General features: G+C 70.0%; 24 protein-coding genes. 20 read left to right on the top strand and 4 right to left on the bottom strand.

All coding sequences use genetic code 11. The annotated features are described in order from the left end of the window. The first annotated feature begins 109 nt into the window (after positions 1-109). The 10 genes from ADL03_RS44460 to ADL03_RS44420 all read left to right on the top strand — a co-directional run bounded on the left by ADL03_RS44460 (position 110) and on the right by ADL03_RS44420 (position 8,276). Entirely contained in the window at positions 110-559 is a 450-nt protein-coding gene (locus ADL03_RS44460; protein WP_157529800.1) for a hypothetical protein, read from the top strand. Between the two features lie 2 nt (positions 560-561). Next, positions 562-1,155 carry a DUF3558 domain-containing protein gene (locus tag ADL03_RS44455; protein ID WP_053739682.1) on the top strand — a complete coding sequence of 198 codons (594 nt, stop codon included), beginning with the start codon at positions 562-564 and terminating at the stop codon, positions 1,153-1,155. Positions 1,156-1,164: 9 nt separating this feature from the next. Next, positions 1,165-2,457, top strand: coding sequence for a hypothetical protein (locus ADL03_RS44450; RefSeq protein ID WP_053739681.1), 1,293 nt, complete (start codon positions 1,165-1,167; stop codon positions 2,455-2,457). Between the two features lie 23 nt (positions 2,458-2,480). Further along, entirely contained in the window at positions 2,481-3,218 is a 738-nt protein-coding gene (locus ADL03_RS44445) for an ESX secretion-associated protein EspG (protein WP_197289189.1), read from the top strand. A gap of 93 nt (positions 3,219-3,311) precedes the next feature. Then, positions 3,312-3,791, top strand: coding sequence for an ESX secretion-associated protein EspG (locus ADL03_RS44440; protein ID WP_053739679.1), 480 nt, complete (start codon positions 3,312-3,314; stop codon positions 3,789-3,791). A gap of 6 nt (positions 3,792-3,797) precedes the next feature. After that, positions 3,798-4,103 carry a hypothetical protein gene (locus ADL03_RS44435; protein ID WP_053739678.1) on the top strand — a complete coding sequence of 102 codons (306 nt, stop codon included), beginning with the start codon at positions 3,798-3,800 and terminating at the stop codon, positions 4,101-4,103. Between the two features lies 1 nt (position 4,104). Then, a complete protein-coding gene (locus ADL03_RS44430; protein ID WP_082374093.1) occupies positions 4,105-5,271 on the top strand; it encodes a WXG100 family type VII secretion target in 1,167 nt (388 codons plus the stop codon). An 866-nt stretch (positions 5,272-6,137) separates the two neighbouring features. Further along, the gene (locus ADL03_RS44425; protein ID WP_053739677.1) at positions 6,138-7,283 is read left to right on the top strand and encodes a pyridoxal phosphate-dependent aminotransferase; all 1,146 of its coding nucleotides are present in this window, start codon (positions 6,138-6,140) and stop codon (positions 7,281-7,283) included. Between the two features lie 68 nt (positions 7,284-7,351). Then, positions 7,352-7,501, top strand: coding sequence for a hypothetical protein (locus ADL03_RS49210; protein ID WP_197289188.1), 150 nt, complete (start codon positions 7,352-7,354; stop codon positions 7,499-7,501). Between the two features lie 49 nt (positions 7,502-7,550). Then, on the top strand, positions 7,551-8,276 hold the full coding sequence (locus ADL03_RS44420) for a potassium channel family protein (protein ID WP_082374091.1): 726 nt from the start codon (positions 7,551-7,553) through the stop codon (positions 8,274-8,276). Here ADL03_RS44420 and ADL03_RS44415 read toward each other — a convergent pair. Together ADL03_RS44415 and ADL03_RS44410 are read right to left on the bottom strand one after the other, a co-directional pair. Further along, positions 8,220-8,816, bottom strand: coding sequence for an HAD family hydrolase (locus ADL03_RS44415; protein ID WP_053739676.1), 597 nt, complete (start codon positions 8,814-8,816; stop codon positions 8,220-8,222). The genes ADL03_RS44420 and ADL03_RS44415 overlap by 57 nt on opposite strands. Further along, positions 8,816-9,808, bottom strand: coding sequence for a low specificity L-threonine aldolase (locus tag ADL03_RS44410; RefSeq protein WP_231642863.1), 993 nt, complete (start codon positions 9,806-9,808; stop codon positions 8,816-8,818). The genes ADL03_RS44415 and ADL03_RS44410 overlap by 1 nt, the downstream gene beginning before the upstream one ends. A 132-nt stretch (positions 9,809-9,940) precedes the next feature. On the opposite strand from ADL03_RS44410, the gene ADL03_RS44405 reads away from it, so the two are divergent. The 7 genes from ADL03_RS44405 (at position 9,941) to ADL03_RS44375 (ending at position 15,408) form a co-directional block, all read left to right on the top strand. Then, on the top strand, positions 9,941-10,459 hold the full coding sequence (locus tag ADL03_RS44405; RefSeq protein ID WP_053739675.1) for a SigE family RNA polymerase sigma factor: 519 nt from the start codon (positions 9,941-9,943) through the stop codon (positions 10,457-10,459). 26 nt (positions 10,460-10,485) lie between these two features. Continuing rightward, complete coding sequence (locus ADL03_RS44400; protein ID WP_053739674.1) at positions 10,486-11,172, top strand: hypothetical protein; 687 nt, start codon at positions 10,486-10,488, stop codon at positions 11,170-11,172. A gap of 38 nt (positions 11,173-11,210) precedes the next feature. Next, a complete protein-coding gene (locus ADL03_RS44395; protein WP_053739673.1) occupies positions 11,211-11,795 on the top strand; it encodes a TetR/AcrR family transcriptional regulator in 585 nt (194 codons plus the stop codon). A 74-nt stretch (positions 11,796-11,869) separates the two neighbouring features. Beyond that, positions 11,870-12,403, top strand: coding sequence for an RNA polymerase sigma factor (locus ADL03_RS44390; RefSeq protein WP_053739672.1), 534 nt, complete (start codon positions 11,870-11,872; stop codon positions 12,401-12,403). After that, positions 12,400-13,170 (top strand): hypothetical protein, encoded by a 771-nt coding sequence (locus tag ADL03_RS44385; protein ID WP_053739671.1) that lies wholly within the window; start codon positions 12,400-12,402, stop codon positions 13,168-13,170. The genes ADL03_RS44390 and ADL03_RS44385 overlap by 4 nt, the downstream gene beginning before the upstream one ends. A 25-nt stretch (positions 13,171-13,195) precedes the next feature. Further along, the gene (gene purB, locus ADL03_RS44380; RefSeq protein ID WP_053739670.1) at positions 13,196-14,614 is read left to right on the top strand and encodes an adenylosuccinate lyase; all 1,419 of its coding nucleotides are present in this window, start codon (positions 13,196-13,198) and stop codon (positions 14,612-14,614) included. After that, the gene (locus ADL03_RS44375) at positions 14,611-15,408 is read left to right on the top strand and encodes an MOSC domain-containing protein (protein ID WP_063798916.1); all 798 of its coding nucleotides are present in this window, start codon (positions 14,611-14,613) and stop codon (positions 15,406-15,408) included. Before purB ends, ADL03_RS44375 begins: the two co-directional genes overlap by 4 nt. Here ADL03_RS44375 and ADL03_RS47930 read toward each other — a convergent pair. Beyond that, the gene (locus ADL03_RS47930) at positions 15,405-15,836 is read right to left on the bottom strand and encodes a hypothetical protein (protein ID WP_157529798.1); all 432 of its coding nucleotides are present in this window, start codon (positions 15,834-15,836) and stop codon (positions 15,405-15,407) included. The two genes, ADL03_RS44375 and ADL03_RS47930, sit on opposite strands and share 4 nt — an antisense overlap. 631 nt (positions 15,837-16,467) lie before the next feature. On the opposite strand from ADL03_RS47930, the gene ADL03_RS44365 reads away from it, so the two are divergent. Further along, complete coding sequence (locus ADL03_RS44365) at positions 16,468-17,343, top strand: phosphoribosylaminoimidazolesuccinocarboxamide synthase (protein WP_053739668.1); 876 nt, start codon at positions 16,468-16,470, stop codon at positions 17,341-17,343. 50 nt (positions 17,344-17,393) lie between these two features. Continuing rightward, positions 17,394-18,044, top strand: coding sequence for a hypothetical protein (locus tag ADL03_RS44360; RefSeq protein ID WP_053739667.1), 651 nt, complete (start codon positions 17,394-17,396; stop codon positions 18,042-18,044). Here ADL03_RS44360 and ADL03_RS44355 read toward each other — a convergent pair. Then, positions 18,007-18,630, bottom strand: coding sequence for an MBL fold metallo-hydrolase (locus tag ADL03_RS44355; RefSeq protein WP_053739666.1), 624 nt, complete (start codon positions 18,628-18,630; stop codon positions 18,007-18,009). The two genes, ADL03_RS44360 and ADL03_RS44355, sit on opposite strands and share 38 nt — an antisense overlap. Before the next feature lie 66 nt (positions 18,631-18,696). Between ADL03_RS44355 and ADL03_RS44350 the strand changes: the two genes are divergently transcribed. Continuing rightward, positions 18,697-19,824: a serine protease gene (locus ADL03_RS44350; protein WP_063798915.1), complete on the top strand. Its 1,128-nt coding sequence runs from the start codon at positions 18,697-18,699 to the stop codon at positions 19,822-19,824. The last annotated feature ends 11 nt before the right edge of the window (positions 19,825-19,835 follow it).

Raw genomic sequence — 19,835 nt, 5'->3', positions numbered from 1 at the left:
GGAACCGTCGAGGGGTGGTCTTCGTCCAACTACAGGTGCGTCTTACGCGGGCGTTGGTAGCCTGCGAAGCGAGACCGAACCGTCACCAACCGTACGGGGGTAGGACGTCGTGACACAGGAGAACGTGGGGGCGGATGCCGTTCTCGGTGCCGCTGCGGCGATGACTGGCGGTGTGATCGCGGGTGCGGTGGGCGCCTTCAAGGCCGCCTCGGCGGTGCTGGACAGGATGTCCGCAGGACCGTCGACGCAGCAGTTCCACGTCGACAAGGACACCGTCCTGAAGGCCGGCAAGGTCATCGCCGAGCAGTACGACAAGCTGGAGAAAGCTTACCGGCGAAATGTCCCCAAGCTGCGGATTCCCACGACCGACGACCAGGTCACCGCAGATGTCGTCGAGGCGTGGAATGACAGGCTGGTCTACCACACCGATTCCTATGCGAACCGGCTCACTCGTTACATGGAGGCGCTGGAAAGCCTTTCGGAGCAGTTGAAGACGTCGGCTCAGCAGTACGGGTACACCGAAGACGAAATCACCGCCGTGTTCAGGCCGAAAGCGTGACGATGCACCTGTCCAAGCTAGCTGCCGTGGTCGTCTTCGCCGTAGCCGTGTCGGCCTGTACGGCCAGCGGTGAGAAGGGGAATCCGACCCCGGCACCCCAGTCGCCGGCCCGTTCGTCCGGCAACGACTCCGCGAGCAAGCTGCCCACGCGTCCACAGGCTTTCAAGCTCGACGCAGTGGATTCCTGCAAGTTGCTCACGGCCGAGCAGCAGAAGCAGATCAAGATCGTAGGGGCCGAGGCGGTGAAACTGGACCTCGTGGAGGGGCAGGAATCACCCAGCTGTGATTTCGACGGAGACAGTGGCTTCGGTTACCAGGTCGGCACAGTGACGCACAAGGGCGTGGATTACTGGCTGCAGGGCGGCGGCAACGTCGACGCGAAGGTGATCAAGGTCGACGACTTCGGTGCCGTGGAGGTCAAGCTGAAAGGCGGCACGGGTTTCGACTGCTCCGTGGCAATCGACGTCGCCGATGGCCAGCAGCTGATGGTCAGCTACATCCCGACCACCACGAAGGAAAAGGACCAATCCGTCCTGTGCGGCAAGGCTGAGAAGGCCGCCGCATTCGCGCTCGCGACGCTCAAGACTTTGAAGTGAGGGGGAGCCATGTCGGGCTACAAGCAGCTCAATGACTGGAACTTCGAGGGTTGGTCCAACCAGGATCTCGCGAACGAGGTTCAGAAGCTTTCCAGCACCACGGTCGTGTCGCGGTTCAGCGAAGCCTCCGAGGCGCTGCGCACGCTGGCCAACAGCCTTGAGTCCATCGATCAGACGATTCGCGCGCAGCTGAAGGAACTCGAGATCGAGTGGGGCGGTGCGGCCGGCGAGCGGAGCCACGCGAAGCACGACGTGGTCGCCGCCGGGATCGACGGCAGCAGTGAGGCGTCGAACGACAACTCGCAGGCGATCATCCAGCAGGGCGAGAGCACGAGCCAGGCCCGGCACAGCACGCCCCCGTCGGAGACGTTGCGGGGAGACACCGAGCGGAACTTCGGCGACAAGGTCGTCGGTCTCGTCGGCATCGAGACCGATCACGCCGCCGAGGTCGCCGCCACGAACAGGGCTCGCCAGCAGGCCATCGACAGCATGAACGGCTACGTCGAGGGCAGTCGCGGTGCGCTTGAGAACTTCCGGCCGCCGCCACCGGCGCCGGACATCGTGGTGAGCAGCGCGGCTGTTTCCAGCCCGCCGGTCGGTCCCACCGTGGGCCTCCCGAACTCCACCCCGCCCGGAATCCACGGCACCCCGGGCACCGCAGGCTTCCCGGGCACCCCCGGTTCACCGGGTTCACCAGGCGTCCCGGTCGGCCCCACCCCGAACATCCCCGGCGGCACCACCGGCATCATCCCGGGCACCCCCACGCCCGGCCCGCTCGCCACCGGCCCCGGCCTCCCCAAGCCCTTCGGCTCCCCGCTCCCGGTCGCGACGTCGGCCGCCACCGCGGCGGCAGCCGGTCTGGCCGGTGCCGCGGGCAACGCGCGCGGCGCGCAGGTCGTCGGCGGCGGACGTGGCCCGAGCCAGGCACCGAAGACCCCGATCACCTCCACCGGCCCGAAGGGTGCCCCGAGCACGATCGGTGCCGGCGGCAAGGGTGGCGCCGGCGGTCCCGGCGGTGCGGGTACCGGTGCCGCGGGCAAGGGTGTGCCGGGCAGCGCGACGCCGGGTGGCGCCGCGGGCGTCGGTCCCGAGGCGAACCGGCCCGGTGCGGCCGGCGGCAAGGGTGGCGTCGGCGGCAAGGGTGCCGGGTCGCTCATGTCGCCCGCGGCCGGTGCGGCCAAGGGTGAGGGCGAGGAGGACGGCGAGCACGTGCGCAAGTACGGCGTCGACTCCGACGACGTGTTCGGTGACGAGCGCATGGTGGTGCAGTCGGTCATCGGCGAAGAACCGAAGGACAAGTAGATCCCTTGAGCTCACCAGGATCTGTGGTTCTGTCCACAGTGGAGTTCGCCGTGGTCTGGGAGGCGCAACGCCTCCCGGCCGCCCACGTCGCGCTCGACACGCGGATTCCCTCCATCACCCACACCGAGAAGGCCGAGGTGGTGAAGCGGGCCTGGGAGTCGCTCGAAGCGCGCGGCCTGGCCGGCAACGGCCGGGTCGTGCCCGAGCTCGCCGACGGGTTCGCGCTGCTCGCGAACGCGCAGATGTCGATCGACCTGTGGATCTGGGCCGACCGGCAGATCAGCGGGCTGGCCGCTGCCGTGGGCGACGAGGCCATCCTCGCCGTGCAGGACCGGGACGAGATGTGGCTGATCGAGGCGCGCGGCACGGCGCTGGCCGAGGCGGCGGTGTCGGTGGCCGGTGAGATGCCGGCCGGGTTCGGGCGTTCGATCAGCCTGCCGTACGACGACCTGGTGGCCGCGGCCAAGGACGTCGGTCAGGACGCCCAGCGGATGATCACCACCCTCGAACGCCAGGGCATGCGCCTCGGCGACGCCCAGGAGCTCGCCGGCATGCTCGACGGCACCTCCACGCGCGGGCAGTTCGGCGTGCAGCGCGGAGGTCAGCGCGCCGGCCGCGTCGTCTCCTTCCACGACACGCACAACGGCCGGTACCTGCGGCAGCTCAAGCCCAGCAGCGACGGCCGCAGGTGGTGCACCATCACGCCGGTCGACAACCACCGGCTGGCCGCCGCGGTCTGGGAGCTCTTCCAAGAGGTGTGAGCACGGAACCCCAGCGCCCGCCCGTGCGTCGTAACGCACGCGGGCCTGGGGGGCCAGGGGACGTCGCCCGCCGCATGCCGGGAGAGTTCCGCCGTGAGAGCAGCACTCACCCCGTCCGCGTTCCGCGCGGCGTGGGACCACCTCGACCTGGGCGCGATGCCGATCGTGCTGCACGTTCCGGAGTCCACAGTAGACTCCGATGAGCCGGATCCCAGGCTCGCCAATGCACTCCACCAGCTCGCCCTCCCCACCCTCGCCCTCGACCTGCGCCTCGGCATCGGCAGCACCTCGACGCGCGCGATGGTCGTCGCCGGCGGCATCAGGGCGGTGCTCACCCGCGACGAGGTCGTCGTCGAGGAGGTGGGCGACATGACCACCGCGCTCGTGGAGCTCGTGCCGGAGAAGGGTGTGCGGGCGTGGTTCGGCGCGTTCGCGATGACCGCCGACGGCCGCAAGCACCGCGTCGACGTGGTCGTGGACGAGGACATCACCCGTCCGGCGTTGAAAGGGCGAATCGACGCCCTGCTCGACACCATTCGTTCTAAGGTCTTCGAGAAGACATCGAGGGGGTAAGCGCGCATGGCTCTGGCGAAGTTCAACAGCGAAGCCATGGAACAGTGCCGCACAACCGTGAGCAGCCAAGCCGGACAATTCGGCGCGATCGGTGACGGCTTTTCCAATCAATACGGCAATCCGGACATCTTCGGAAAGCTCGGCGCATCCGGCACGATCTCCGGCGCGGTGAACGCGATGGACCAAGCGGGCGCACAGGAGTTCGAGGCGGCGGAAAAGGTGCTGCGCAAGGTCGAAGGCGCGCTCGACGCGATCCAGTCCAACGTGGAGGGCGTCGAGGACGCCAACCGGACCTCTTTCAGGGCGGTGTGACATGAGCGCGATGGACGAGGTCGCGGCCCTGCCCGGCGGCGCACCACTGGCCGAGCTCGCTGACAAGGTCGAGAACGCCCAGCCCCAAGCCGTGCGCGACATCGCGAACCGCTGGAAGCAGGCGGCCGGCAAGTGCGGCGACCAGACGAACGTGCTGCAGCAGTCCGTCTCCCAGCTCGACGGCGCCTGGGAAGGCAAGTCTGCCGACGGTTTCGTGGCCTACATGGCCAACCTCACCAAGTCCGGCACCTCGATGACGGACGCGCTCAACGGCGCCGCGGCCGACCTGGAGGCGGCCGCGAACGCGTTGGAAACCGCGAAGTCCTCGATGAGCCGCATCTGCGAGACCCTGCTGAGCCGCGCCCGCCAGGTCCGCCAGCAACTGCACGGCCAGCCGCAGGAAGACATCGACAGCATCATCCGCGGCTACTGCGCGGAAGCCGTCGGCGACGCCCAACCCGTTATCTCCCAAGCGGAAAACGCCCTCAACGCCGCCGCCGGCACGCTGAAGGGCCGCCCCGGCGCGCTCGCGCCGAAGTTCTCGTCCATTGAGGACCCGAACACCCAGACCTTCACGCCCGCCCCCGGCAAACCCGTGGAGTGGACCGCGAGCCCGCCGCCCGACGACAGCACGAAGTCCTCCAGTTCCGACGCCACGCCCACGCCCACACCGACCGAGGACCGTGGCCATGGCGGAGGCGGCGGAGGCGGTGGTGGTGGCAGCGCTTCCGGAGGGGGCGGTGGCGGAGGTGGCGGCAGCGTCGGCGGCATGGGTCCCAGCGGCGGCCCGCCGTCGGGCAGCCCGCCTCCCGGCAACGTCGAGGAGTGGATCCGCGAGGCCATCAAGATCTTGCAGGCCAACGGCATCCCGGTCACCGAGGACAACATCGACGAGATCTGGAAGATCATCGAGAAGGAGTCCAGCGGCAACCCGCACGCGATCAACCTCTGGGACTCGAACGCGCAGAAGGGCACCCCGTCCAAGGGCCTCATGCAGTGCATCGACTCCACGTTCAACGCCCACAAGCTGCCCGGCCACGACGACATCTGGAACCCGGTCGACAACATCATCGCCGGCGTCCGCTACACGTTCTCGCGCTACGGCGGCTTCGAAGGCCACCCCGGCCTGAAGGCGATGTCCCAGGGCGGCGGCTACCAGGGCTACTGATTCCGTCGCCCGATCGGGTGAGGCTTGTCCTGATCCCGGCGCTGCTCCGTCTGGTCTTCCGTGATGGAAACGCGCCGGTCATTGCTCGCCTCACCCAATCGGGTGGGCTTTGTCCGGATTCGTCCGCTCGCTCGTCTCGCATATGTGGAAGCGCGCGGATGGCGGCCGACAGGTGAACGGTCGCGATTGACCGAGGAGGTGATGTGGCCTGTCTTGGACACCCTCCTCGGCCCACCGAGCAGCCACGCGGCTGGCCGTCGAACACCTGGCCGTCGCGCACTGGGGCTGGTGGCGGGGTTGTGGAGTGCGGACAGCTCGCCGGACGCCTTGGCCTGGCGCCCGCGGCAGGAAGGTTGCCGCTGAAGGGGTGGCAGGAGGAGGCCGCCCGCCGAAGGGCAGCGGTAGGCAGCCCGCCGCGGAGAGACAGCGGCAGTAGGCCCACTGCCGGAGGGCTGGCAGTCGAGGGGCCGGCGGGCGAGGGCCTCGCCGCCGAGCGCTTGTCGGCCAACCGATGAACCCTCGTTGCCTACCGGCCGAGCCAGCCGCTGAGCCCGAGGCGCCGCTTCCGTGCCCGGCCCGCCGTTGATCCCGACCGGCCGTCGATCCCGGCCTGTCAGCGATCCCGGCCCGTCACCGAACCTGGCCCGTCACCGAACCTGGCCCGTCACCGAACCTGGCCCGTCACCGAACCTGGCCCGTCGCCGAACCTGGCCCGTCGCCGAACCTGGCCCGTCGCCGAACCTGGCCCGTCACCGAACCTGGCCCGTCACCGAACCCGGCCCGTCACCGAACCCGGCCCGTCACCGAACCCGTGCTGCGCGCGACATCTCAGACCTCGCCCACCCGCGGGGAGTTAGCCTGGCGCCATGCTGACCGTGGCTGCTCGCGCTGACGTCCCCCCGTTCCACGTCATGGACGTGCTCTCCGCCGCCGCGCAACGGCAGCGCACCCACGGCGACGTGGTGTCGTTGGCCGCAGGGCAGCCGTCGAGCCCCGCGCCCCGGCCGGTGCGGGAGGCCGCCGTGCGCGCGTTGGGTGAGCACGCGTTGGGATACACCGAGCAGTTGGGGATTTTGGAGCTGCGGACCGCGATCGCCGGGCACTACCGGCGGCAGTACGACCTGGCTGTGGGGCCGGACGACGTGGTGGTGACGACCGGGTCGTCGGGGGCGTTCACGTTGGCGTTCCTGGCGGCGTTCGACGCCGGGGATCGGGTGGCGTTGGCGCGGCCGGGGTATCCGGCTTACCGGAACATCCTGAAGGCGTTGGGGTGTGAGGTTGTCGAGTTGGCGTGTGGGCCGGGGACGCGGTTCCAGCCGACGGTGGAGATGCTGGCCGCGGCGCACGCAAACGGTGCGCTCAAAGGGGTCATCGTGGCCAGCCCGGCGAATCCCACCGGGACGGTTGCCGACATCGAGCCGATCGCGCGGTGGTGTGCGGGCAACGGCGTGCAGTTGATCAGTGACGAGATCTACCACGGGATCAGCTACGGGGAGCCGTTGCCGTGTGCGTGGGAGACGTCGCGGGATGCGATCGTCGTGAACTCGTTCTCCAAGGCCTTCGCGATGACCGGGTGGCGGCTGGGGTGGATGTTGCTGCCGGAGCGGTTGCGCAGGGCGGTGGACTGCCTGACCGGCAACTTCACCCTCTGTCCGCCCGCTTTGTCCCAGTTTGCGGCAGTTGAGGCGTTTCACCCGGATTCTTACGCGGAGACGGCCGAGCACCTCAAGCGGTACCGGGTCAACCGGGACCTGCTGGTCGAAGGGCTCACGAACCTCGGCATCGGGGAACTGGCGCCGGCGGACGGGGCGTTCTACGTGTACGCCGATGTGCGGCACCTCACCGACGACTCCATGGGGTTCTGCCGGAAGCTGCTGGACGACACGGGGCTCGCGATCGTGCCGGGCATCGACTTCGACCCGGTCGACGGGCACCACTTCGTGCGGATGTCGTTCGCGGGCTCAACGAACGACATCGAGGAAGCGTTGAGGCGTCTGAAGGCCTGGATGTGATCACGGCTAGAAAATGATCACTTCCGAGATGTGATCACACCGGGACGTGGAACAAGGGGAGGAACGACATGTGGGCGATCATCGGCTGGCTCGTCGCGATCTGGATCGTCCTCGCGGTCGTCGGCGCCGTCGTGAAGGGCCTTTTCTGGCTCGCCGTGATCGGGGGACTACTCCTCGCAGGTACGGTGGCGTACGGCGCCGTCAAATCGCGGCGCTGAGCACAGCTAAACCCTGGAACAAAAGCGCGGGAGCATTCACCATGTAGCGGTGTTGCAGTCCAGCGAGGCCCGCCTGCAGCGGTGGGAGAGCAGGGTCGAGTGGCCGTTGACGGTGCTCGCCGTGCTGTTCCTCGTGGTCTACGCGGTTCAGGTGCTGGACGACCACGTGTTCCTGCACGTGCCGCTCGAGGTCGTCTTGTGGCTGATCTGGGCGGTGTTCGCGGCCGATTACGTGATCAGGTTCAAGCTCGCGGTGGACAAGGCGCAATTCCTCAAATCGCACCTGTTCGACCTCGCGGCCGTGGTGCTGCCGATGGTCAGGCAGTTGCGGGTGTTGCGGCTCATCACCGTTCTCACGCTGCTGAACAAGAAGTTCCAGCACAGGATCCGGCAGCGGGTCAGCATTTACGTCGCGGGCGTCACGGCGCTCGTCGCGTTCTGCGCGAGCCTTGCCGTGCTCGACGCGGAAAGGCACGCGGACAACGCGAGCATCACGACGTTCGGGGACGCGTTGTGGTGGACGCTCACCACCATGTCGACGGTCGGGTACGGGGACCGCTACCCCGTCACGGTCGAAGGGCGGCTCGTCGCCGGGTTGCTGATGGTCGGTGGCATCGCGTTGCTCGGTGTCATCACCGGCACGATCGCCAGCTGGCTCGTCGAGAAGCTGCGGGGCGTCGAGGAAGCCGAGCTGGAGACCGTGCGGGAGCTGCGGGGGCTACGCGCTGAGATCGCCGAGCTCCGCGCGGAGCTCGAGGCGCGCGGCAGCGGCTGACGTCCACAGCCGCGCGTCGATGCCCGCGGCCAGCGCGCCGTCGACGTTCGTCTGGCGGTCGTCGTAGAACACCAGGTCCGAGCTGCCCACGACGTCCTTCAGGTCCTGCCAGATCTGGGCGTCCGGCTTGGCGTAGCCGAGGTCGCCGGAGAAGACGAGGTGCCGGAAGTGGACCGCCCACGGCTCCTTCTCGGCCAGCCGTGCGAACGTCACGGGCGCGTTCGACAGCAACGCCAGCGGCACGCCCAGCGCGGCCAGGTCCTCGATCAGCGCCACGGTCTGCGGCACCGGGTCGGTCAGCCAGCCCGCGTTGTCGAGGGCCGTCAGCTCCCGCACCAGCGCGGCGTCGACCGGCACGCCGAGCCGTGACCCGATCAGCTCCCAGTAGGCCGCGTCGGACCCGCCGCGGTCGTAGGCGTCACGGTCCCAGTACGCGGCCTCGAAGTCCGCGACCGGCACCCCGAGCCGCGCGGCCATGCCGGGGACCGCGGGGTTGCGCTGGCTGATGACCTCGCCGAAGTCGAACACGATCCAGCGCATCAGGCGGCCTCCCGCACCCGGTGGAGCACCTCGGTGATGTCCGCGGCGGTCACGTCCCCGTGCGTCACGAACCGGACCTTGCCGGCCATCGGGCTCGCGAGCACCCCGGCCTCCCGCAGCACGAGCAGCGTCTTGTCCAGCTCCGGCACCGACGCCAGGACGATGTTGGTCTCCGGCGCGGGAACGTCCCAGCCCAGCGCCCGCAGCCCGGCGGCCAGCGCCGCAGCGTTCGCGTGGTCCTCGGCCAGGCGGTCGATGCGGTCCAGCGCCACCAGCCCGGCCGCGGCCAGCACACCGCCCTGCCTGACCCCGCCACCGAGCATCTTCCGCACCCGCCGCGCCTCGACCACGAACGCGGCGGAGCCCGCCACGACCGACCCGACCGGCGCGCCCAGGCCCTTCGACAGGCACACCTGCACCGTGTCCACGCCCGCCGTCAACGCCGTCAGCGGCACCCCGAGCGCCACCGACGCGTTCCACAACCGGGCGCCGTCGAGGTGCACGGCCAGCCCGACCGACCGGGCCGCCGCGACCAGCGCCTCGTGCCCGGCAGCGGAGGTCAGCGTCCCGCCGGAGGCGTTGTGGGTGTTCTCCAGGCACAGCAACGAGGACCGCAGCCCGTAGTAGGGCGACTCGCCGCCACCCGCGGCGACCACGGCCTCGGGCGTCAGCGAGTGCAGCGCGTGCGGCATGCCGCCGGCCAGCCACGCCGCGGTGCCGAGCTCCGCGTCCAGCACGTGCGCGCCGAGCGGTGCCAGGAACCGGTCGCCGCGGCGCAGGTGCAGGAACAACGCGATCAGGTTGCCCATCGAGCCCGACGGCACCCACAGCGCGGCCTCGACGCCGAGCAGCGCCGCGACCCGTTCCTCCAGCGCGGCCATCGTCGGGTCGTGGTCGAGCACGTCGTCGCCGACCTCGGCGGCGGCCATGGCACGACGCATCTGTTCGTCAGGCCGGGTCACGGTGTCCGAACGCAGGTCAATGGGGGTCACGACCCCGATCACATCACATCACCCTCACGACCGAGGGGGTGATGTAGCTCTCGCTCGCGGTTCGTGCAACCGTGGGGCCCTCGGATTCCGTCCGGTAGGTGCAACTCGAGGAACGAGCGGAGAGCAGTCCGCGTGGATCAGCGCGACGAGCAGGAGTTCGCGGAGTACTTCGTGGCTCGCCGTGAGGCCGTGCGCCGAACGGCATACCTGCTGTGCGGCGACTGGCACCGCGCTGACGACTTCGCGCAGACGGCCTTCGTGGCGGTGCACAGGAGGTGGCGGAAGATCCGGGACAAGCAGGCCCTCGACGCCTACGTCCGGCGCACCGTGGTGCGCGCGGTGATCGACGAGTCACGCCGGCCGTGGCGGCGCGAGAAGTTCACCGACGTGCTGCCGGAGACGCCGGCCCAGGACCACGAGATCGGTGACACGGTCGCGACGCGTGAGGCGTTGATGAAGGGCCTGCGCAGGGTTCCTCCGAGGCAACGGGCGGTGCTCGTGCTGCGGTTCCTCGAAGGGCTCGACGTGACGGCCACGGCCGAGGTGCTGAAGTGCTCGGAAGGAACTGTGAAGAGTCAGACCGCTCGCGGGCTGACCGCGCTGCGGGAAGCCCTCGGGGACGCGATCGACGACCTGCGACCGGCGTCGTGACGGTGACCGGCGGGAGGAGGCTGTAGATGGACGAGAACAAGCTCGCGGACCTGTTCCGCGACGCCGCGAACGACGCACCACCCGCGGCCTTCGACGTGGCGGACGTCCGCACCGCGTCCCGCAGGGCCACCCAGCGCAGGCGCAACGCGATCGCCGGCGGCACCGCGCTCGTCGTGGTGCTCGGGTTCGGCGGCGTGGTCGCGGGTACCAACTGGGTGAACCAGGACAAAGGCACCGAGTCCGTCGCGGGTGCTGGCCAGCCGGAGGACAACTCGGCACAATCGCCGCTGTCCGCTCCGGTCGACCCGCCGAACGTGCAGACGAAGAACTTCCCTGGCGACCTGTCCACGCAGGGGGACACGTCACCGCCGGGAAGCGCCGACCCCAGTGTCGGCGGTCGCGCAGTGCAGGGCTGCGCGGTGGTGGACCGGGAGCTCGCCGTCGCCCTCGCCGGAGAGCTTTCGGTTCCACCGGACCTCGCGGCGGCACCGGCCGTCTCGTGCTCGCCGCCGTCGCGCTCGGCCGCGTTCAAGATCGACGGCCTGACGATCACGGCCGTCGTCACCGCGGACGAGTTCCTGCCACCCGGCGGCGCGGACACCGCGAAGGTCAGGACCGCCAGGGGCGAGGACCTCTACGTCTTCACGCAGGGCGACGGCGAGCTGAAGGGCCAGGCCAGGCGGGTCGCCGACGCGATCGCCCCCCGGTTCTGACCGGACCGGGGCCGCGCGCCCAGTACTCTGGCCCGACTATGACGGCAGCAACTCCCAAGGGGGAGCGCCGCAGGCAGGCGCTCGTGGAGGCCGCGGCCGAACTGCTCGTGGAGGGCGGGTTCGACGCGGTCCGGCACCGTGCGGTCGCCGAACGGTCAGGTCTGCCGCTCGCGTCCACCACGTACTACTTCGACTCGCTCGACGAGCTCGTCACCGCGGCGGTCGAGCTGCACGGCCGTGCCGAGCTCGCGAGCGGCCGGGCGAAGCTGGACGCGCTGCCGGACGGCGCTGCCGACGACGACGCGTTGATCGAGCTGGTCCTCGACCTGCTGGTCGGCCCGGACGTGACCGACACCGAGACGATGCTGCTGCGCTACGAACGCCTCGTCGCGACCGGCCGCCGCCCGTACCTGCGGCCGTTGATGCGCTCGATGGGCGCCGAGCTGCAGGACCTGGTCTCCGACATCTTCGCCCGCTCCGGCCGCGACCTCGCCGCCGACCGCGTCGAGGAGCTGATCGCACTCGTCGACGGCACGATGGTGAACGCGTTCATCGAGCTGAAGTCGGACCCGCGCGGTGTCGCGGCCAGGATGCTCCGAAAGGCCCTTTCGCGGCACGAGTGATGCAACCTCACGGGTGATGCAACCTCGCCTTCCCCCGGCGCGTTCCCCAGGGTGAGGACGCGAGAGGGGACCGCATGCGCAAGGCCGATGAACAGGGCTTTCGCGAGTTCGCAGCAGCCAATGCCGCGAGCTTGCGACGCACTGCGTACCTGTTCTGCGGTGACTGGCACACCGCGGAAGACCTCATGCAGTCCAGCCTGATGAAGATGTACCTCGCCTGGAAGCGCATCAAAGGGCTGGACAACCTGATCGCCTACGCCCGCAAGGTGCTGCTGCGCACCTGGCTGGACGAGAAGCGCAGGCCGTGGCGCAGAGCCGAGCAGCGCGACGGGGAGCTGCCCGACGCCGCCGACGAGCGCGTGGACCCGGACAACACCAGCGCGAAGCTGTGGGCGCGTGAGCTGGTGCACACCGCGTTGCTGCAGGTCCCGCCGAGGCAACGGGCTGTGCTCGTGCTGCGTTATTTCGAAGACCTCTCGGTTGCCGAGGTGGCGGTTGCCATGGGGTGCTCCGAGGGAACAGTCAAAAGCCAGACGGCGCGCGGTCTCGCGACGCTGCGCACCATCGTGGAGAAACTCGACAACAGTTCGGGGAGGGTCGCGTCGTGAGTGAACAGGAGATCCGCGAGGGCATGCTGTTGGCCGTCTGGGACGAGCCGCCGCTCGACTTCGACCCCGACGCGCTGATGAAGCGGGCCGAACAGAAAAAAAGTCGCAGACGGGCCCTGGCCAGCGTGGGAGTGGCCACCGCCCTGATCGTCGTGTCGGCGTTCGCGCTGCCGGGCCTGCTGCCCAAGACCGGTGACGGCGACCAGATCGCCGCGTCGCGGACCGACTCCAGCTCACCCGCGGCCGCCGAGTCGCCGACCAACCGGACGGTGCGCATCGGCGACGCCCTCGCCGCGAAGCTCCAGACGCGGGTGCAGGGTCTCCGGGACGTCAGCGCCTACGTCATGCCGGGCTCCTCGTTCCAGGTGATCACACCACCGTCCTCGACGACGGCGGCCAAGCCGGCCAGGGTCGAGGACGGGTCGCTGTCCGGCTACGTGTACCTGACCGACGACGTCGGGCCGACCTCGCTCCTGGTGCGGGCAGCGACGGGCCTGCAGAACGAGCGGAACCTGTGCTCCACCGCGATCATGTGCTCGGAGGTGGCGCAGGCCGACGGGTCGAAGGTCGTCCAGGCCCAGTTCCACGACGGCGCCTCGACGGTCGTGCGCGCGGTGGCGACGCGTGTCTTCGAGAGCGGCTACATGGTCCAGATCTCGGCGTTCACGACGAACCCGGCGACCGGCAGCGGTCTGCGGGCCGCGCTGCCGGTGTCTGTGGACGTGCTCACAACGCTGGTCACCGACCCCGCGATCCGCTGGGAGTGAGCCCGGCGTGCACTAACCTGGCGGCGTGACCAAGCCGCGCATCGCCAACGTCCTCGCAGGTCGCTACGCCTCCACGTCGCTCGCGACGCTCTGGTCGGCCGAGCACAAGATCGTGCTGGAGCGCCAGCTGTGGCTCGCGGTGCTGCGCGCGCAGGCGGCGGCCGGCATCGACGTGCCGGACGGTGCCGTGGCCGACTACGAGCGCGTGCTGGAGCAGGTCGACCTGGAGTCGATCGCCGCGCGCGAGCGGGTGACGCGGCACGACGTGAAGGCGCGCATCGAGGAGTTCAACGCCCTCGCCGGCCACGAGCACGTGCACAAGGGCATGACCTCGCGCGACCTCACCGAGAACGTCGAGCAGCTGCAGGTGCTGCGCTCGCTCGAACTGGTCCGCGGCAAGACGGCGGCCGTGCTGGGCCGGCTGGCCGCGCTGGCCGCCGAGCACACCGACCTGGTGATGGCCGGCCGCTCGCACAACGTCGCCGCGCAGGCCACGACCCTGGGCAAGCGCTTCGCCACGACCGCCGACGAGCTGCTGGTGGCGTTCTCGCGGCTGGACGAGCTGATCGCGCGCTACCCGTTGCGCGGCATCAAGGGCCCGGTCGGCACCGCGCAGGACATGCTCGACCTGCTCGGCTCCGGCGACAAGCTGGCCGAGCTGGAACGCACGATCGCGGGCCACCTCGGCTTCGAGCGGGTGCTGACCTCGGTCGGCCAGGTGTACCCGCGCTCCCTGGACTTCGACGTGGTGTCGACGCTGGTCCAGCTCGCCGCGGCACCGTCGTCGCTGGCGAAGACCATCCGGCTGATGGCGGGCCACGAGCTCGTGACCGAGGGCTTCAAGCCCGGCCAGGTCGGGTCCAGCGCGATGCCGCACAAGATGAACACCCGGTCGTGCGAACGCGTGAACGGCTTCGCGGTGATCCTGCGCGGCTACCTGTCGATGGTCGGCGAGCTCGCGGGCGACCAGTGGAACGAGGGCGACGTCTCCTGCTCGGTCGTGCGCCGGGTGGCGTTGCCGGACGCGTTCTTCGCGTTCGACGGCCTGCTGGAGACGTTCCTGACGGTGCTGGACGAGTTCGGCGCCTACCCGGCGGTCGTCGCGCGGGAGCTGGACCGCTACCTGCCGTTCCTCGGGACGACGAAGGTGCTGATGGCGGCCGTGCGCGCGGGTGTCGGCCGGGAGACCGCGCACGAGGCCATCAAGGAGAACGCGGTCGCGGTCGCCCTGGCGATGCGCGAGGAGGGCCTGGCCCAGAACGACCTGCTGGACCGCCTCGCCGCCGACCCGCGGCTGCCGCTGGACCGCGCCGCGCTCGACGCGCTGCTGGCCGACCGGCTGTCGTTCACCGGCGTGGCGTCGGCGCAGGTGGCCGCGGTCGTCGCGCAGGTCGCCGCGGTCGTGGAGAAGTACCCGGCGTACGAGCCGGAGCCCATCCTGTGATCGTCTCCGGCCTGTTCGCCTACCCCGTCAAGGGCTGCGGCGGCGTGCCCGTCACCTCGTCGGAGGTCGACCTCACCGGTCTGCGCGACGACCGGATGATGATGCTGGTCTCCGCCGAGGACGGCGTGTTCCTGTCGCAGCGGAACACGCCCGCACTGGCCGCCCTGCGTCCGTCCGTTGTGGACTCATCGCTGGTCGTCGGCGGCGAGTCGTTCCCGGTTGTCTTTGACGGCAACCGGATCCCGGTCGTCGTGCACAAGTGGGACGGCTTCGGCATCGACCAGGGCGACGCGCCCGCCGAGTACTTCTCCGACGTCCTCGGCCGGCCGGTCCGGCTGGTGCGCACCCCGCCGGACCTGCACCGCGAGTCGACCGGCGAGACCACCGGCGTCGTCGGCTACGCCGACGCCCACCCGCTCCTGGTGATCTCGCTGTCCTCATTGGACGGACTGAACGAGCGCATCCTGGAGCGCGGCGGCGAACCCGTGCCGATGGACCGGTTCCGCCCCAACGTCGTGGTGTCCGGCCAGCCGGAGCCGCACATCGAGGACCGGGTGCGGCGCGCCGCGATCGGTGACGTGGAACTGGGCTACGCCAAGGACTGCGTGCGCTGCGCGGTGCCGCTGGTCGACCAGGAGACCGGTCTGCGCGCCGGCCCGGAACCGATCCGCACGCTCGCCTCGTACCGCCGCGACCCGGACGGCGGCGTGACCTTCGGGATGAAGGCGGCCGTGGTCCGCACGGGAACGATCGCGGTCGGCGACCAGGTCGACGTGCTGGAGTGGGCCCCCTAGGCCTTCTGCCACCGCAACCGCTCGGCGCGCCGCTCGTCCTTGCGGCACACGAGCGGCTCCCCGCGCAGGCCGATGCCGATGGCCCCTTCGGGGTCGCAGCGCGCACCCTCGTTCACGAAGAGACCTCGCTGCGGAGCCTCCGTCGTGGTCACCGGCGGCGCGGGCGGCGGCTGCACCGGCGGTGGCGGCGGCTTGGTGGTGATCCGCGTCGTCGTGGTGGTGGTCGTCGAGGTCGTGGTCTTGACCGTGATCTCGGCGAGCTCGGGCGTCGGCACGATGCTGACCTGCTGCGTCGTGCTCGTGTGCGGCCCGCCGGACGGTGCGGCCGACTGCGGGTCGGAGTCGCCGCCCCAGCCCGCGACGGCGAGCACGACGAGCAGTCCCGCACTGGCGGTAGCCGGGATCAACAGGGCCTTTCGGGTGAGCACGGGGTGCACCTTAAGGCCCTTCGGGCTTGATCAGTAGTGGGGGACGGTGGCCGGAAAATGTCGGACCCCCTGAGTAGGTTGGGTTGCGAGGGGATCCCCGGCCGGGGGTACCCCTGCGCGAGCGTGCCGTGCGGCGCGGTCACGCCCACGCGCCTACGCGGTCACGCTGGCGCCTGGCGGTGTTCGGGGCTTGCGCGACGCTGTGGCGGGCCGCGCGTCGCTTGGGCTTGAGTTCGCGCTGGGACGGGCCTGTGCCTCGCCGGTACGGGCTCCGCCTCGCTGGGCTGGGTTCTCGCTGGGACGGACCGTGCCTCGCTGGGCTGAGTTCGCGCTCGGACGGGCCTCTACCTCGCTGCGCTGGGCTCGCAGCCAGTCGTGCAGGGCACGCCCCGCTGTGCCGCGGTTCGCCTGCCGCCGTGTCGAGGCCGGCGCCTCGCCACATCGGGCCCGCCCCCGTCGTGCTCGGCTCGCCTCCCGCCTCGCCAGACCCGCTTCCGTCCTGCCGACCGCGCGACTCGCCGTACCGACGCCCGCACCCTCGCCCTGCCGAACTCCGCATCCCCCAAACCCGAAGCCGGCCGCACCGGGGTGCGCACCGGCGCCGAGCGGCCGGGCACGTAGGCTGACCAGCGTGCCAACGCTCGCTGACTACCAGCACGTCGCCCGGGGCAAGGTCCGCGACCTGTACGAGGTCGACGACGAGCTGCTGCTGTTCGTCGCGTCCGACCGGATCTCGGCCTACGACCACGTCCTGAGCACCGAGATCCCGGACAAGGGCCGCGTGCTGACCGCGATGAGCGTGTTCTGGTTCGAGCGGCTCGGGCCGAACCACCTGGTCGCGGCGGACGACCCGCGGATTCCCGCCGAGGTGCGCGGGCGGGCGTTGCTGGTGCGCAAGCTGGCCATGGTCGACGTCGAGTGCGTGGCGCGCGGGTACCTGACCGGGTCCGGCATGGCCGACTACCGGCGGACCGGTGCGGTGTGCGGGATCGAGCTGCCGCAGGGGCTGGTCGAGGCGGACGAGCTGGACCCGCCGATCTTCACGCCCGCGTCGAAGGCGGAGATCGGGCAGCACGACGAGAACGTGTCGTTCGAGGTCATCGAGGCCAAGCACGGTGCCGAGCTGGCCAACAAGCTGCGTGACCGCACCATCGAGCTCTACAGCGAGGCACGTGCGTACGCCAAGACGCGCGGCCTGATCCTCGCGGACACCAAGTTCGAGTTCGGGCTGGACAAGCAGGGCGAGCTGATCCTCGCCGACGAGGTCTTCACGCCGGACTCGTCGCGCTACTGGCCGGCCGAGGGCTACGCGCCGGGGCGCGTGCAGCCGTCGTTCGACAAGCAGTACGTGCGCGACTGGCTGACCTCCGACGCGTCCGGCTGGGACCGGAAGTCGGACACCCCGCCGCCCCCGCTGCCCGCCGAGGTCGTCGAAGCCACCCGCCGGCGCTACATCGAGGCCTACGAGCTGCTGACCGGCCGGGCTTTCGCTGACTGGCTCGCGTGAGTTAGCTCTGGTTTCACGCGGATGTCACCACGGCGTGGCGCACTCATTGCGTGCACTCACAGCTCGTGGTCTCACTGTCCGGCATCGGTCCGCAGACACTCGACCGGTGCGCTGATCTGGCTGCGGCCCTCGAGCCGCGGCGGGTGCCGTTGTCGCTGCTCGTGGTACCCCGCGAGCTCGGCAGGGCGCAGGAGTGGGTGCGGCAGCGCGCCGCGCTCGGCGATGCCGTCGTGCTGCACGGGCTCGGGCAGCGCAGGCTCCCCGCGTACGAGGCGGGGCTGCTGCTGACCGGCGCCCGTGTGCAGCTGGAAGCCCTCGGGCTGGCCGCCGACACGTTCGCGCCACGGCGTTGTGTGGCGTCGCCGGGGACGTTGATGGCGCTGGCCAAGCACAGGTTCACGCGGTGCGCCGACGCGCACGCCGTTCGTGACGTCGGCACCGGGCTCGCGATCCTCGGGCGGCTGCACGCGCTGACCGAACGCACCAGCTTCGGCGAGCTGCGGTCCCGGGCGCTGGTCTACGCGGCGGCACGGTCCGCGCGGCGCGGTGGGCTCACCCGGATCACGGTCGACGCGCGCGATCTCCACCGGCCGGGGGCGCGGCAGGCCGTGCTCGACGCCGTGGACATCGCACTCGCCCACGACGCCGCGCCGACCACCTACGTCAGACTTCCGTCTCCTCGCCACGAGGCAGCGGCCTGACCTCGGTGCCTTCCGGCTTGAGGTTCTGGAAGTGGTGGTAGGCCATCTGCGGCATGGCCAGGACCGCCTCGTGGATCGGCACGGCCACCCGCGGCTTGACGGCCCGCATGAAGTCGACGGCCTCTCCGGTGCGCATCCACGGCGCGCCGGAGGGCAAGCCGAGCACGTCGACGTCCTCATCGGGCACGAACAGCGCGTCACCGGGGTGGTAGAACGCGCCGTCGCCGACCAGGTAGCCGGTGTTCGGGATGACCGGGATGTCCCGGTGGATGATCGCGTGCTGACCGCCGACGGCCTTGACCGTCGTGTCACCGATCTTCAGCACGTCACCCGGTCGAGCGACGGTCGGGTTCTCGACGCTCGGCGCTGATCCTTCGTCCACGACCAGCTGTGCCCGCGGGTTCGCTTCGAGCAGGCCCGGCAGCTTCTCGACGTCCAGGTGGTCGAAGTGCTGGTGTGTGATCAGCACGGCGTCCAGGTCCTCCAGGTCCTCGAACCCGGCCGAGAACGTGCCGGGATCGATCAGGATGCGGGTGCTCCCGGTGTCGAGGAGCACGCAGGCATGACCGAAATGGACAACTCGCACAGATTCCTCCATTACCGACGTTCGGCGGGCTGACACGGTCAGGTGACGTCGGAAGTATCAAAGGGCATGAGGAAAACCCTGCAACTCCTCACGGCACTGGCTCTGGCCCTGCCGATGACGACCGTTGTCCCTGCTACCACCACCACGTCTACACCTGCTCAGGCCCAATCGCCGCAGACGCAGGAAATCGGCACCGAGGAATCCGTCTCGGTCCGCGTGGGCGGCTCCACCCGTTCGACGGTGGTCGAACGACCCGGCTCCGGATACGTGAAGCTGCACTTCACCGACCTGCGGATCCTGCCGGGTGACGTGCTCACGGTGTCGAACCCCGACGGCACCGAGAAGTACACGTACACGCGCGACCTGAGGTCCTCGCTGACCGCCACGGTCGACTCGACCGGCTTCTGGGCCATGTCGATCACCGGCGACAGGGCGGTCGTGTCGGTGCGCAACGCGCTCAGCCGCGTCCGCGTCGACAAGCTCACCCGCGGCTACACCGAGGCCGAGATGTCCGCGCAGCCGTCGGTCAAGAGCATCTGCGGCACGAACGACTACAAGGACGCCGTCTGCTACCAGTCGAGCAACCCGACGGAGTTCGGCAAGACGGCTTCGGTGGCGAAGCTGCTGCGCAACGGCAGCTCGCTGTGCACGGCGTGGCGGGTCGGCCCCAACAACCGCATGCTGACCAACAACCACTGCTTCACCAGCACCACCGGCATCGAGGTGTGGTTCAACTACCAGTGCCCGACCTGCGGCGGCACCGCGTCCGCCGCGGTCACCAAGGTGCTGGCGGCCCAGGTCCTCAAGACCGACGCCGGACTCGACTACACCCTCTTCTCCGTGAACAACTTCGCGGCCATCAGCTCGTTCGGCTACCTCGAACTGGACGCGCGCGTTCCGGCCGTCGGTGAGGAGATGTACGTCATCGGCCACCCGGCCGGGAAGCTCAAGAAGCTGTCGTTGCGCGACAACAACAACGGCGGCGGCTACTGCATCGTGCGCGCGGTGAAGGTGAACGGCAACGTGTCGCAGTCCGACATCAGCTACATGTGCGACACCGAGGGCGGCTCGTCGGGTTCGCCCGTGCTGTCGAGGCGCACGCACAAGGTCATCGGCCTCCACCACTTCGGCGGCTGCCCGAACCAGGGCGTGCGCATCGACCTCGTCGCCGCGCAGATCGGCTCACTGCTCTGAGCCTCTCGTCG

It is taken from the genome of Nocardia sp. NRRL S-836 (genome assembly GCF_001279525.1).
Taxonomy (GTDB): Bacteria; Actinomycetota; Actinomycetes; order Mycobacteriales; family Pseudonocardiaceae; genus Lentzea.
This window is presented reverse-complemented; position numbering and strand designations above follow the sequence as displayed.

What these genes read in the sequence shown, in the direction of transcription:
- ADL03_RS44455 (WP_053739682.1), top strand. Translation starts at nt 562, where the DNA reads ATGCACCTGTCCAAGCTAGCTGCCGTGGTCGTCTTCGCCGTAGCCGTG.
- ADL03_RS44450 (WP_053739681.1), top strand. Translation starts at nt 1,165, where the DNA reads ATGTCGGGCTACAAGCAGCTCAATGACTGGAACTTCGAGGGTTGGTCC.
- ADL03_RS44435 (WP_053739678.1), top strand. Translation starts at nt 3,798, where the DNA reads ATGGCTCTGGCGAAGTTCAACAGCGAAGCCATGGAACAGTGCCGCACA.
- ADL03_RS44430 (WP_082374093.1), top strand. Translation starts at nt 4,105, where the DNA reads ATGAGCGCGATGGACGAGGTCGCGGCCCTGCCCGGCGGCGCACCACTG.
- ADL03_RS44425 (WP_053739677.1), top strand. Translation starts at nt 6,138, where the DNA reads ATGCTGACCGTGGCTGCTCGCGCTGACGTCCCCCCGTTCCACGTCATG.
- ADL03_RS49210 (WP_197289188.1), top strand. Translation starts at nt 7,352, where the DNA reads ATGTGGGCGATCATCGGCTGGCTCGTCGCGATCTGGATCGTCCTCGCG.
- ADL03_RS44415 (WP_053739676.1), bottom strand. Translation starts at nt 8,816, where the DNA reads ATGCGCTGGATCGTGTTCGACTTCGGCGAGGTCATCAGCCAGCGCAAC.
- ADL03_RS44400 (WP_053739674.1), top strand. Translation starts at nt 10,486, where the DNA reads ATGGACGAGAACAAGCTCGCGGACCTGTTCCGCGACGCCGCGAACGAC.
- ADL03_RS44395 (WP_053739673.1), top strand. Translation starts at nt 11,211, where the DNA reads ATGACGGCAGCAACTCCCAAGGGGGAGCGCCGCAGGCAGGCGCTCGTG.
- ADL03_RS44390 (WP_053739672.1), top strand. Translation starts at nt 11,870, where the DNA reads ATGCGCAAGGCCGATGAACAGGGCTTTCGCGAGTTCGCAGCAGCCAAT.
- ADL03_RS44350 (WP_063798915.1), top strand. Translation starts at nt 18,697, where the DNA reads ATGAGGAAAACCCTGCAACTCCTCACGGCACTGGCTCTGGCCCTGCCG.